The following is a 12,330-nucleotide window of genomic DNA, read 5'->3' as shown; positions in this document are numbered from 1 at the left end:
CGGGCCGGACGAGGGCGCGCACCGGCCGCCACGTGACACCGGCCCCCGCTCACCGGGCACATCGTCGGACGGATCCCGCGGGACGTGCCGGCTGGAGTGGTGTCACCGGATGCCCCGGAAAACGCCACGGTTCCGGGCCTCCTGAATTACCCGCATAAATCATCATGAATATCGCGAACTCTTGGGCGGCACCCCGCATCTAATCACGCGGAACATGATCCCCTGGAGGGTGTCGATCCGGCTCGTCCCACGGTGAAGAGCGGCCGGCGGTGCCCGCCTGACGGGGTCCGACACGTGAACACGCTGGAGGAAGTCCGTGAAGAGAACATTGGCTGTCGCGCTCGCCGCAGGGACCGTACTCGTTTCCATGGGGGTGACCGCTCCGGCCGCGTCGGCGCGGAGCGCCGTGGTGTCCAAGAGCGTGGCCTTCCCCGCCAAGACCTTCACGGTGAACGGGCAGGTGCGGGCCAGGCTGAGGAACGGGGTCGTCACCTGGCACAAGAACACCGCCGACGGGTTCCGCTGGGTGACGATCAAGGCTCAGATCATCGACACCGGTCCCGGCGACGGCCACTGCGCCAGGCTGAGCACGGACGTCCTCGGGGACGCCGACCCGACCGCGAAGGAGTGCAACGGAGTGTGGACCACCCGGACCCTGAGGACCCACGAGCAGCCCTCCGTCTACCTCTACCTCTACACCAACCCGAACCTGCAGGGCTCCTCGCTCCGGACGATCGGCTGGTCCGTCACCAAGCCCGCGGGCTTCTAGGCGGGGTGCGGCGGGGCGAGCAGGCAGTGCGCGGGAAAGCGAGCGGTTCAGGCGCCTGAACCGCCGCTTGGGCCGGGCTTGGGGCCGGGCAGCCGCCCGCCGACGTCCTCCAGGAGCTCGACACGATCGGCGGGTGGGCGTCCAGAGATCAGCCCTTCAGGCCGGTGTGGGCCAGGCCCTCGATGAACTGCCGTTGCGCGAGCACGAACACCACCAGCACCGGCAGGGCGGTCATCGAGGCGGCGGCGAGCTGGACGTTCCACATCGGCCCGCCGTAGGCGTCGACGAACTGGGTCAGTGCCTGCGGAAGGGTGAACTTCTCCGGCGAGGAGAGGTACACGATGGGCTCCAGGTAGAGGTTCCAGCTGTGCAGGAACGTGAAGATCGCGACGGCGCCGAGCGCGGGCCGGGCCAACGGCAGCGCGACCCGGTAGAAGGTGCCGAACCGGCCGAGCCCGTCCACCCTGGCCGCCTCCTCCAGCTCGCCGGGCAGGCTGACGAAGAACTGCCTCATGATGAAGGTGGCCAGCACGCCGGGCGCGCCGAGGATCGGCACCAGGATCAGCGGCCAGTGGGTGTCGGTCAGCCCGAGCCCGTGGAACATCTGGAACAGCGGGACGATCGTGACCTCGCTCGGGATGAGCAGCCCGAGCAGCACGACGACGAAGAGGACGTTCTGGCCGGGAAAGCGGATGCGCGCGAAGGCGTAGCCGGCCATGGCCGCCACCGCCATCGTCCCGGCCGTGACGATCAGGGCGATGTAGAGGCTGTTGAGATACTGGCCCGCGAAGGGCTGCAGCCGGAAGACCTGCCCGTAGGCCGAGAGGTCCCAGTCGGTGGGGAGCAGCCTCGGCGGGAAGGCGAAGATCTCGCTGACCGGCTTGAGCGACGAGGTGACCATCCACCACGTCGGGAAGACGAACGGCACGCACAACACGCACAGCAGGCCGTACAGGAGCGTCTTCAGCCGCACCGGTGTCTCACGTTTCATTGAAGACCCACCTTCTGCGCATCCGCCACTGCACGACGGTGAGCAGCGCCACGATCGCGAACAGCAGGACCGACAGCGTCGCGCCGTACCCGAAGTGATGGAACTGGAACGCCTGCTGGTACAGGTAGTAGACGAGGACGGTCGTCGACATTCCCGGGCCGCCCTGGGTGAGCACCGCGATCTGCGCGAACACCTGCAGCGACCCCACCACGGTGATGATCGAGGTGAGCAGGATGGTCGGGCTGATCAGGGGAACGGTGATCCGCAGGAAGCGGGTCCACGCCCCGGCGCCGTCCAGCTCGGCGGCCTCGTAGAGCGGGGCCGGCACCCCCTGGAGGGCGGCCAGGAACAGCACCATGTTGAGGCCGACGTTCTTGAGGACCTGGACGACGACCACCGAGAGCATCGCCGTGCCCTCGCCGCGCAGCCAGTTGGGGCCGTCGACCCCGGCGGCGGCGAGCAGGCCGTTGAGACCGCCGTCGTCCTGCAGCAGGAACTGCCACACGATCGTCCAGGCGACCAGCGAGACCACCACCGGCGAGAAGAACACCGTACGGAAGAAGGTGGTCCCGCGCAGCCGCTGGTTGAGCAGGATCGCCAGGACGAGGGCGAGGCCGAGGTTGAGCACGACCAGGCCGACGGAGAACAGGGCGGTTCCCGCCAGCACCTCGCGCAGGTTGGCGTCGGCGAGCAGCCTGTCGTAGTTCTCCCCGCCGACGAACTCGAAGGTCCCGGCGAGCACGTTCCACTCGTGGAGGCTGTACCAGAGGACGAGCCCGAGCGGCAGGAGCACGAACAGCACGCTGCCGAGGAGCTGCGGGGTGACGAGCAGGTATCCGACCAGGTTGTCGCGGCGGCGCACGGTCCAGAACACCCGGCCTCCGTCACCGCCGGGAATCCGGCGAACCGCCCCGCCGCCCCTCGTGGCCCGCCCGCCGGGGGCCGGCCGGGCGTCGGCCCGGCCGGTCACCGCGGATCCCACGTGTGACGAGGCCACGTCACGCGCCCAGCATCGGCTGGATCTTGGCGCACACACCGGCCAGCACGGCCTTGACGTCGGCGCCGGGCTGCCAGAGCGGGTCGAGCGCGGCCCGTACGGTCTGCGACAGCTCCGCCTGGCCGGTGTGGTTGGGCTTGACGACGCCCTTCTCGATGCCGCTGATCACGACCTTCTGCAGCTGGCCGGGCTTGAGCAGCGGGTTGCTCTTGGCCATGGTGTCCGCGGTGAGCTGGGAGGCCCGGGGCGGCGGGAAGTAGGCGGCGAGCTTGGCGGAGTTGGCGGGGTTGGTGAAGAAGGCGAGGAAGTCGGTGGCCGCCGCCGCGTTGGGGGACTTCTTGAGGACGCCCAGGCCCGCCTGGCCGATCACCGAGTACTCGCCCCTGGGCCCGGCGGGCAGCGGCACGAGGTCCCAGCCGAACTTCGCGTCCTGCAGGAGCGAGGCGCGGGAGATCTGGGTGATGGTCATCGCCGAGTCGCCCGCGAAGAAGTCGGCCGTGGTACCGGGGCCGGGAAAGGCCTTGTCGGTGAAGATCGACCTGTGCAGGAACGTCATGGCCTCGACCATCTCGGGGCTGTCGAACCCGCAGGTCCTGCCGTCCTCGCTCCACGCGCGGGCGCCCCAGCCGCCCCACACTGAGGCGAGGTTGTCCCAGCCCTTGTAGTCGAAGTCACGGACGACCATGCCCGCCTTGCCGGTCTTGGAGGCGACCGCGGCGTTCTGGGCGGCGACCTTCTCCCAGGTCCACGTGCCGTCCTCGATCATCTCGGCGGGAGTCTTCTGGCCCGCCTTCTTGAGCAGGTCGGTGTTGACGAAGACACCGAACGGCGAGGTGGAGAACGGGTAGGCGTACAGCTTGCCCCCGTTCTGCCAGAGCTTGACGGCCGACGGCGTGAGGTCGCCGAACTCGTACCCCTGGGCCGTGCTCAGCGTGTCGTCGAGCGGCGCCAGCGCGCCGGAGGAGACGAAGTCGGGCGCGGAGCTCTCCAGGATCCAGGCCAGGTCGGGGGCGTTGCCCCCGGCGATCTGGGTGGTCAGGGTCGTGGTGTAGTTCTCGAACGGGATGGGGTCGAATTTGATCTCGCCGATGTCGGGACGGGTCTTCCTGTACTCGGCGGCGATCTCGTTGAACAGCTTCAGGTGTGCCTCGTTGGAGGTCCAGATCGTCATGCGCAGCGGCTGCGGGCCCTGCGCGGCCGGGGTGGCCTCGCCTCCCCCGCCGCACGCCGTCAGGGTGAGCAGCGCCGCCAGCGCGACGGCCGCGGGCTTTCCGAATGGTTTCATGGTCCGATCTCCTTGCTGGGAATCCCCCGGCGGTCGTGGTGGGTGACCGGTCGGCGGCCGGTCGGACGAGGCTCAGTAACCGGTCACCTGCGGCCAGCGCAGCTCGACGCCGTCGCGGGTGAGCCTTCGCTGGAAGCCGGCGAGCAGGCCTTCGTCCTCGCGTACGGCGTGCGGGGTGGTGGCGTTGTCCAGGCAGAAGGCCGCGAGGGCACCCGCGGCCTCGCCGACGTTCCACTCCACCGGGTGCAGCCGGTAGGCCCCGTTGGTGATGTGGGTGGTGCCGATGTTCTTGGACGCGGGCAGCAGGTTGGTCATCCGCTGCGGGACGAGCGCGCCGAGTGGGATCTCGAACGGCGAGCTCGCCACGTCGATGTAGTTGTCGCCCCCGGTGGAGGGGTGCAGATCGATGCGGTACATCCCCACCCCGACGGAGTCGGCGTAGCTCACCGCGCCCTTGTCGCCGCGCACCGCGAGCGACAGGTCCTGCTCGGCCACGGTGTACAGGGCGCGGACCCGGCGCGACTCGCGGATGTAGGGGGCCTGGGCGAGCCCGTCGTCGCCGCCGGTGACGTCGCCGCGCAGGCGCAGGCCGGGAAAGCCGGTCCCGCCGTCGGCGCGTGGCGCCTCGGTCTGCATCCAGTACAGCACCGAGCGGGACAGCTCGCGGGCGGCGGCCAGGTGCCGTGCGGCGTCCGGCACGTCGATGACCGGCCCCTCCAGATAGTCGATCATCGGCCAGTTGACCAGGGTGATGTCGCTGTCGTAGGCGCCGTCGGCGAAGTTGCGCCGCGCGGCGATCCTGCGGAACGTCCACAGGTTCGCGTCGCCGGGGTTGAGCCGCTGGTCGGCCTCCACCAGCAGGGGGTCGTCGTCCGGGTTGGGGGTGAAGGAACGTTCCACGATCTCCAGGGTCCTGGGGTGCGGACAGCGCCAGGACAGCAGCCGGTCACCCCAGAAGTCGGGCTGGTAGCTCCTCCAGAACTCGTAGGCGGCGGGCTTGTCGACGGTGTGGTCGCCGTCGACGTGGTCGATCGCGAAGCACACCGAGACGGCCTGCATGTTCATCGGCTGGGCCTCGGCGGGCGCGCTCGGCTCGCCGGTGTCGCCCTGCGACTCGAACCCCGTCACGTACTCGGTGCCGGTCAGCGGCAGCAGCTCACCCGTCTCGGTGGCGTCCAGCACGTACGGCGCGACGGCCGTGACCTCCCCTCCCCCGCTCCGGTGCTCCAGGCGCACGGCCCGCACCCGGTCACCGTCGACCTCCGCGCCGACCGGTCGGTACGGCTGCAGCACGCGCAGCCGCCCCGAACCCCGGTACGGCGCGAGCATGGCCTCGATCACCGCGACCGCGACGCGCGGCTCGTGGCAGAGGCGGCTCACGTGTCCGGCGCCCGGGTTCAGCTCCCGCCAGGCCCGCGACCGGTCGGTCAGCGGGTAGTGGTCGCGGTAGTAGCGGCGGATGCCGTCACGCAGCGCCCGGTAGGAGGCCGTGACGCCGAACCGCTCCACCCAGGAGTGTTCGTCCGGCGGCACGGCCTGGCTGGTCAGCTGCCCGCCGAGCCAGTCGTACTCCTCGGTCAGGATCACGGTGCGTCCGGCCCGCAACAGCGCCAGGGTGGCGGCGACGCCGCCCAGCCCTCCGCCGACGACCACCGCATCCGCCGATATCTCAACCACGTCGGGGGTCTCTCCCATCATCATCGTTCTCACCGCTTTTGGTGTCCTTGGTGTGCTTACGGGGTGATCAGCTCCGGGCCGGTGCGAGCGTGGATCCCTCGACCAGCTCGCAGGCGAGCAGCTCCTGCGGCGTCCCCCCGCCGTTCTCCAGCAGCTCCGCCAGCAGCTCGACGGCCCTGCGGCCCATCTCCCGCCGGGGGATGCGGAACCCGGTGAGATCGACGTCCACGCGGACGGGCCTGGTCGGAGCGCCCAGCGCGAGGATCGACAGGTCGCCGGGGATCGCGAGACCCCGCTCGCCCGCCGCATGCATGATCGCCACGGCGTCGGCGGGCTCCTCGACGAAGGCCGCGGTCACCCCGGCGGCCGACAGCTCCCCCAGCAGCTCCTCGGGGGTCCTGCCGATGACCGGCACATGCGACCCCCGCGCCCCGACGGCGGCCACCGCCTCGCGGAAGCCGCGCATGCGGTCGGCCGGCGACTCGGCACCCGCCCCGGTGCCGACGTAGGCCATCCTCCGATGGCCGAGCCCCGCCGCCCGGTCGACCAGGGCGCGCACCGCGGGCGAGTAGTCGGCGCCCACGTACGGCACCGGGGCGCCCGCGTCGTCGCGGCGGCCGATGGAGACGAAGGGGATGCCCTCCGCCAGCAGCCGGGCCAGGTCGTCGCGGTCGACGGCGCGCCCGAGGAGCACGCAGCCGTCGGCGAGCCGCACCCGGCTGTCCTCGTTGAAGATCCGGCGCCGCTCCCCCGCCGCCCTGGCGCTGGTGAACAGCAGCAGGTCGCAGCCCATCTCCTCGGCGCACTCCTCGATGCCGAGCAGGAAGGGATGGTAGAAGTCGGCGCTCGCGGTCGGGAAGACCGCCTCGTAGGTGAAGACTCCCAGGATGCGGTTGCGCCGCTCGGCGAGCCGCCGGGCGACCGGATCGGCGACGTATCCGGTCTCCCTGATCACCCTCAGCACCCGCTCGCGTGTCTCCGGGGCGATGCGCACCTCGGCGTCGGTCCGGTTGTTGAGGACGAGCGACACCGTCGTCTGGCTCACCCCCGCGATGCGGGCGATGTCCTGCTGAGTGAGCCGGCGGCCGGGGGAGATCACGATCCGTAGCGTCCCGTCTGGTGATAATGCGCATTAGCGGAGTTGGGACGTCATCCTGCAATCAACCGGCGGCCCTGTCAAGAGCCGGACACCGGGATCACGTCATGGAAATTCCGCCGGTGATAATCCGTATTAGCACCTTGACGGGCGGGCGCGCCTGCTTGAACCTTTGCGATCAGAGAGATGCCCTCACCATCACTCACGGTGAAAGTTGTCGCGAAGGGACGGTCAATGTCTGAACCCCTCCTGGATCGTCGCGGGCTCCTGCGCGCGGCGGTCGGCGCCGGCGTGGCCGGCGGTCTCGGGCTCGCCCTCCCCGGGGTGGCCACGGCGACGGTCGCGGGCGCCTCCGCGCTGGGACCCGCCGGATTCCCCACGTACCAGTACGTCGGCACGCCGTTCAACAAGGCGAGCCTGCGCTACAACCCGACCAACGAACTGATCTTCCCCTGTATTCGGGGCATGTACGACAAGATCGCGAGCCCGCTGGGGCGCTACTACCTCTACTACGCCCCGCACGACGCGCCCGGCGGCATCTGCCTGGCCTACGGCAACTCGCTCGGCGGCCCGTTCACCGAGTACCCGAACAACCCGGTCATCTCCAGAACCTGGTCGCCGCACTACTCGGTCAGCCACGTCTCATCGCCGCACATGCTCTGGAACCCCGCCAACCGGCAGTTCTACATGTACTTCCACGGCGAGAACAACACCACCAGGATGGCCTGGTCGACCGACGGCGTGCGCTTCACCTACCACGGCACGGTGCTCCACACCGGGCTCATCCCCGGCGCGACGGAGACCTCGTACGCGCGGGTCTTCGAACACGCCGTCCCCGGTCTCGGCAACAAGTACGTCATGGTCTTCATGGGCGTCACCGGCGGCACTCGCAAGATCTTCTGGGGCTGGTCGTCCAACGGCAAGGACTGGCAGTTCGACCCGACCCCGCTGGTCACGCCGAGCCTCGACGGCCAGAGAGATCTCTCCGGGCCGACCCTGGTCAAGCGCAACGGCACGACGTACGTCGTCTACCACGGCGGCAGCGGGAACATGTTCCTCACCGAGGTGGGCAACGCCTTCGACCGTGAGGTCCACCTCGGCGTCCTCCACCGGCCCCTGACCGGGGCCCCCGACAACGGTCGCAGCGCCGCGCCCTCCTTCGGCACCGACGGCGGCGTGGAGTACATGTTCTACGAGGCGGGCCAGCGGAGCGGGTCGACGATCGCCGTCGCCCGCGCCGTCTGAGAACGCGCCCTCCCTGACGGCCGCACGGAACCCGTGTCCCGGGACACGGGTTCCGTGCCGGACGGCGCACCACGCCGGCGGGCGCTCGGGGCATCGACGGAGGGGAAGGGGGTTCCCCTCGGCACCGGTGGGAGCATGGAGACATGAACGTGGTGGTGCTGTCCGACACCCACGCGCCCCGGCGGTGGAAGGCGTGCCCGCCGGCCGTGGCCGGGCACCTGCGGGGCGCGGACCTGATCCTGCACGCGGGTGACGTCTGTGTCGCCGAAGTGCTGGACGAGCTCGCCGGCTACGCCCCGGTGCGCGCGGTCAAGGGCAACAACGACGGGCCGGACGTGGTGGCCCCCGAGACGCTGGAGCTGGATCTCGGCGGGCTGCGGGTGGCGATGATCCACGACAGCGGGCCGGCGCGAGGGCGGCTCGCCCGGATGCGGCGCCGGTTTCCCGAGGCCGACCTGGTGGTGTTCGGGCACTCCCACATACCGCTGGTCCAGGGCGACGACGAGTTCCGCGTCTTCAACCCGGGATCGCCCACCGACCGCCGCCGTCAGCCCCACGGCACCCTGGGCGTCCTGCGCGTCGAGGAGGGCCGCCTCGTCGAGGCGCGGATCGTCGCCGTCACCTGACCCGGTCCGCCGGACCGGTTCTGCCCGGTGGCCGATCCCGTCGTGTCGAACACGACGGCGAGGGTAGGAGTGGCGAGCATGTGGATCCGCTGGAAGGAGCGCGGCATGGCGCCGAGCATGCCGGTCCCGGGGTACGCGGCGACGGGGCGATCCGGTGGCCCGTTGTTTCCCCGCCGACCTGCGGCGCCTTCGGCGGTTACCGATTCGTTACCTACCGCGGGGGTGCGCGGGACGACATCTGCGTGTTACAAACCCCACTAATCGTTCTTCGAGCCAGATAGCGGCACAGAGCACCACGGCGTCGAGCACCACGGCGTCAAGCACCATGGCACCGAGCATCACGGCACTGAGCACCACGGCAACAAGCGCGGCGGCGCGCGCCTTGCCTGACTTAACCCCTCCGAGTCAGGAAAAGGATCTCATGTCACCACGTTCCCAGCCCCGGAGCAGGCCGTTCACCACGGAGCCGCCCGCCGCGAGGACAGGCGTACGGAACCTCGTCCGGCGCGGTATGGCGGCCGTCGTGGCCGCGATGGTCGGCGCGGCCCTGTTCGTCCCCACGGCGGCCCAGGCCGCCGACCCCGCCTACCAGGTGCTGGTCTTCTCCAAGACGGCAGGCTTCCGGCACGACTCGATCCCCGCGGGCCTCCAGGCGATCCGCGACCTGGGCGCGGCCAACAACTTCACCGTCACCGCCACCGAGGACGCGGGAGCCTTCACCACGGCCAACCTGGCGCGCTTCAAGGCGGTGGTGTTCCTCAGCACCACCGGTGACGTGCTCAACGGCACCCAGCAGACCGCCTTCGAGTCCTACGTCAACGGGGGCGGCGGCTACGTCGGCATCCACGCCGCCGCCGACACCGAGTACGACTGGCCGTACTACGGCACCCTGGTGGGCGCCTGGTTCAAGGGACATCCGGCCCCCCAGCAGGCGACGATCAGGACCGAGGACCGCGCGCACGCGGCCACCGCCCACCTGGGGGCGACCTGGTCGAGAAGCGACGAGTGGTACAACTACCGCACCAACCCGCGCAACACCGCGCGAGTGCTGCAGAACCTCAACGAGGGCAGCTACAGCGGCGGCGACATGGGCGACCACCCGATCACCTGGTGCCGTCCGATGACGTCGGGCCGCTCGTTCTACACCGGGCTCGGGCACACGGCGAGCTCCTACACCGAGCCGGGCTTCCGGTCGCTGCTGCTCGGCGGCATCCGGTACGCGGCCGGGATGGCCAAGGCCGACTGCCGCCCGGAGACCGGCTACACGACCCTGTACAACGGCTCGACCACCGGCTGGACGCAGAGCGGTCCCGGCAGCTTCACCAACACCGACGCCACCCTCACCTCCACCGGGGGCATGGGCGTGCTGTGGTACTCGGCGAAGAAGTACTTCTCCTACTCGCTGAAGCTGGACTGGAGGGTCGCCGGGGACGACAACTCGGGCGTCTTCGTGGGCATGTCGGCCTCCGACCCCATGAACACCTCCAAGGGGTACGAGGTCCAGATCGACGCCACCGACGCCCCGGACCGCACCACCGGGTCCGTCTACGCGGTCAAGTCCGCCGACATCGCCGCCCGCGACGCGGCCCTGAACCCGCCGGGCGCGTGGAACACCTACGAGCTCCTCGTCCAGGGCGAGCGCCTGCAGGTCTTCCTCAACGGTGTCAAGATCAACGACTTCACCAACACCGACCCGGCCCGCAGCATCCGCGAGGGGCACATCGGCATCCAGAACCACGGCACGGGTGACGACGTCTCCTTCCGCAACGTCCGCGTCAAGGAGCTGGGCGGCACCGGCCCGGTCACGACCACGGCCGAGGCGGAGTCCTACACCTCCACCTCGGGCGTGCAGATCGCCAACCACGCCCCGGCCAGCGGCGGCAGGACCGCCGGGTTCATCGAGAACGGCGACTGGGTCGGCTACTCGTCGATCAGCACGGCGGGCGCCACCGCCTTCGGCGCCCGCATCTCCTCCGCCGGATCCGGCGGCACCATCCAGGTCCGCTCGGGATCGGCCACCGGGACCCTCCTGGGCTCGGTCACCGTACCGAACACCGGGGGCTGGGAGAACTTCCAGAACGTCTCCACTCCCCTGACCGGATCGGCCTCGGGACCGCTGTTCCTCAGCTTCACCGGGGGCGGCGGATCCCTGTTCGACGTCGACACCCTCACCCTCACCAGGTGAACCACGGCTCGTGGCGCGCCCTCTCGGCGCGCCACGAGCCCCGTCCTTGGAGGCGCCGGGACTCCGCGAGCGGTGTTCCCGGCGCCCGCCGGACGACGAGCACGGCGTCAGGGGATCCCGGGAGGGTCTTTCCCCGGCCGTCAGACCGCCACGTCGGCGAGGCGGTCGATCTGGTCGGCGTCACGAGCCCAGCAGTAGAGGATCACCTCGTCGGCGCCGAGGTCCGTGAACGCGGTGATCGCGTCGCGGATCCGCTCCGGCGTGGTGAGCATGTTCTCCACGACCCGGGTGGTGTCTCCCAGGAAGCCGTAGTAGGAAGTGATCGTCTCCTTGGCGTCCTGGACGGTGCTCTCGGGGCCGAGGGCCACGTTGACCTGCGCGACCATCCGAGGACGTCCATCCCGTCCCGCCTCGGTCCAGAACCTCTCGACGTCGCGCATGAGCCGGTCGGCCAGGGCGACGGGCGCGGCGCACAGATACCCGTCCCCCCATCGGGCGACGCGTTCCAGGGCGGCGGGCGCGAAGGCCCCGATCAGGATCTCCGGTCCGCCGTCCTGGACGGGGGCCGGGCCGATCGGGCCGACCTCCTCGCTGTAGGGCTCACCGGACCAGACGCGCCGCAGCGTCGTCAGCTGCCTGTCGAGCCTGCGCCCGCGACGGCGGACGTCGGCCCCCGCGGCGAGGTAGTCGTCCTGGCGGGTGCCGATCCCGACGCCGAGGGTGAACCGGCCGCCGGACACGCGGTCCAGGGTCGCGGTCTGCTTGGCGAGCAGCGCCGACTGGCGAAGGGGACCGAGCAGCACCTCGGTCTGTACGCGGATCCGCGAGGTGGCGCCCGCGATGGCCGCCAGCGTGACCAGGGGCTCGGGGTTCGCGTAGACGAGACGGTCGAGCAGGCCGAGGGTGGTGAAGGGGCCGGCGTCCGCGCGCCTGGCCCAGGAGAGCAGCGACAACGGATCGCTGATGGGCAGGCCAAGACCTACGTTCATGGGATTCAACCTCCGGAAGGGCATGCGGAAAAAGACTGCCGCCCCTCCACCGCCGCGCGCGGTCATCGGGCGCGGCGCGCTCCCGATACTGCGACGTCTTTCCGGGGAGCTCGATCCTTGGAGTGCCACCATTCTACCCACTACCGGACACAAGGCCCCGGTGGGGTACGCGACCGCAGGGGGGTGCTCCGCGACGCCCTCGGGTTGGCTCATCGGGAAGATCTTTTAGATATGATCTTGCGGTGGCAGGATCGATGCGGCGCGGCATCGAGCCCGCCGCCGCGGCCGGTGATCCGGCGATGATCCGCCTGCGTGACGGCGGAGCGGTCCGCTCGACGCAGGGGATCTATCGCTGGGTCGCCGACATCGCGGCGAGCCGAGCCACCGGACCGGCCCGCTGAGCCGCTGAACCGCGCCGCCACACGAGGCCGCCAGAGCCGAACCGCCGGACCCGGCCGCCGGACCGAGCC

Annotated in this window: 11 protein-coding genes; 5 read left to right on the top strand and 6 right to left on the bottom strand. The window is 70.4% G+C overall.

Going from position 1 to position 12,330, the window contains the following annotated elements:
• Positions 1-316 precede the first annotated feature (316 nt).
• Positions 317-769: a hypothetical protein gene (locus tag ABD817_RS20345; protein WP_344919604.1), complete on the top strand. Its 453-nt coding sequence runs from the start codon at positions 317-319 to the stop codon at positions 767-769.
• Positions 770-917: 148 nt separating this feature from the next.
• Here the strand turns inward: ABD817_RS20345 and ABD817_RS20340 are convergent, their stop codons facing one another.
• The 5 genes from ABD817_RS20340 to ABD817_RS20320 all read right to left on the bottom strand — a co-directional run bounded on the left by ABD817_RS20340 (position 918) and on the right by ABD817_RS20320 (position 6,818).
• Positions 918-1,760, bottom strand: a complete 843-nt coding sequence (locus tag ABD817_RS20340; RefSeq protein WP_344919603.1) for a carbohydrate ABC transporter permease — start codon at positions 1,758-1,760, stop codon at positions 918-920.
• Positions 1,750-2,634 (bottom strand): carbohydrate ABC transporter permease, encoded by an 885-nt coding sequence (locus tag ABD817_RS20335; protein ID WP_344919601.1) that lies wholly within the window; start codon positions 2,632-2,634, stop codon positions 1,750-1,752. The genes ABD817_RS20340 and ABD817_RS20335 overlap by 11 nt, the downstream gene beginning before the upstream one ends.
• A 124-nt stretch (positions 2,635-2,758) precedes the next feature.
• A complete protein-coding gene (locus ABD817_RS20330) occupies positions 2,759-4,042 on the bottom strand; it encodes an ABC transporter substrate-binding protein (protein WP_344919600.1) in 1,284 nt (427 codons plus the stop codon).
• 72 nt (positions 4,043-4,114) lie between these two features.
• The gene (locus ABD817_RS20325; RefSeq protein WP_344919823.1) at positions 4,115-5,743 is read right to left on the bottom strand and encodes an FAD-dependent oxidoreductase; all 1,629 of its coding nucleotides are present in this window, start codon (positions 5,741-5,743) and stop codon (positions 4,115-4,117) included.
• Positions 5,744-5,786: 43 nt separating this feature from the next.
• Entirely contained in the window at positions 5,787-6,818 is a 1,032-nt protein-coding gene (locus ABD817_RS20320) for a LacI family DNA-binding transcriptional regulator (protein WP_344919599.1), read from the bottom strand.
• A 231-nt stretch (positions 6,819-7,049) separates the two neighbouring features.
• On the opposite strand from ABD817_RS20320, the gene ABD817_RS20315 reads away from it, so the two are divergent.
• From ABD817_RS20315 to ABD817_RS20305, 3 genes are all read left to right on the top strand, one after another.
• On the top strand, positions 7,050-8,060 hold the full coding sequence (locus ABD817_RS20315; RefSeq protein ID WP_344919598.1) for a hypothetical protein: 1,011 nt from the start codon (positions 7,050-7,052) through the stop codon (positions 8,058-8,060).
• Between the two features lie 143 nt (positions 8,061-8,203).
• On the top strand, positions 8,204-8,686 hold the full coding sequence (locus ABD817_RS20310; protein ID WP_344919597.1) for a metallophosphoesterase family protein: 483 nt from the start codon (positions 8,204-8,206) through the stop codon (positions 8,684-8,686).
• A 421-nt stretch (positions 8,687-9,107) separates the two neighbouring features.
• Positions 9,108-10,871 (top strand): ThuA domain-containing protein, encoded by a 1,764-nt coding sequence (locus tag ABD817_RS20305; RefSeq protein ID WP_344919596.1) that lies wholly within the window; start codon positions 9,108-9,110, stop codon positions 10,869-10,871.
• 140 nt (positions 10,872-11,011) lie between these two features.
• On the opposite strand, the gene ABD817_RS20300 is transcribed toward ABD817_RS20305, so the two are convergent.
• Positions 11,012-11,860, bottom strand: a complete 849-nt coding sequence (locus ABD817_RS20300) for an LLM class flavin-dependent oxidoreductase (RefSeq protein WP_344919595.1) — start codon at positions 11,858-11,860, stop codon at positions 11,012-11,014.
• 242 nt (positions 11,861-12,102) lie between these two features.
• Here ABD817_RS20300 and ABD817_RS20295 point away from each other — a divergent pair, with 242 nt between their 5' ends.
• Entirely contained in the window at positions 12,103-12,261 is a 159-nt protein-coding gene (locus ABD817_RS20295) for a hypothetical protein (RefSeq protein ID WP_344919594.1), read from the top strand.
• Positions 12,262-12,330 lie beyond the last annotated feature (69 nt).

Source organism: Streptosporangium oxazolinicum (genome assembly GCF_039537505.1).
In the GTDB taxonomy this organism is placed as follows: Bacteria; Actinomycetota; Actinomycetes; order Streptosporangiales; family Streptosporangiaceae; genus Streptosporangium; species Streptosporangium oxazolinicum.
The sequence above is the reverse complement of the archived record's forward strand: the minus strand, read 5'-3'. Positions and strand labels throughout refer to the sequence as shown.

What these genes read in the sequence shown, in the direction of transcription:
- ABD817_RS20315 (WP_344919598.1), top strand. Translation starts at nt 7,050, where the DNA reads ATGTCTGAACCCCTCCTGGATCGTCGCGGGCTCCTGCGCGCGGCGGTC.
- ABD817_RS20305 (WP_344919596.1), top strand. Translation starts at nt 9,108, where the DNA reads ATGTCACCACGTTCCCAGCCCCGGAGCAGGCCGTTCACCACGGAGCCG.
- ABD817_RS20310 (WP_344919597.1), top strand. Translation starts at nt 8,204, where the DNA reads ATGAACGTGGTGGTGCTGTCCGACACCCACGCGCCCCGGCGGTGGAAG.
- ABD817_RS20340 (WP_344919603.1), bottom strand. Translation starts at nt 1,760, where the DNA reads ATGAAACGTGAGACACCGGTGCGGCTGAAGACGCTCCTGTACGGCCTG.
- ABD817_RS20300 (WP_344919595.1), bottom strand. Translation starts at nt 11,860, where the DNA reads ATGAACGTAGGTCTTGGCCTGCCCATCAGCGATCCGTTGTCGCTGCTC.
- ABD817_RS20325 (WP_344919823.1), bottom strand. Translation starts at nt 5,743, where the DNA reads ATGATGATGGGAGAGACCCCCGACGTGGTTGAGATATCGGCGGATGCG.
- ABD817_RS20330 (WP_344919600.1), bottom strand. Translation starts at nt 4,042, where the DNA reads ATGAAACCATTCGGAAAGCCCGCGGCCGTCGCGCTGGCGGCGCTGCTC.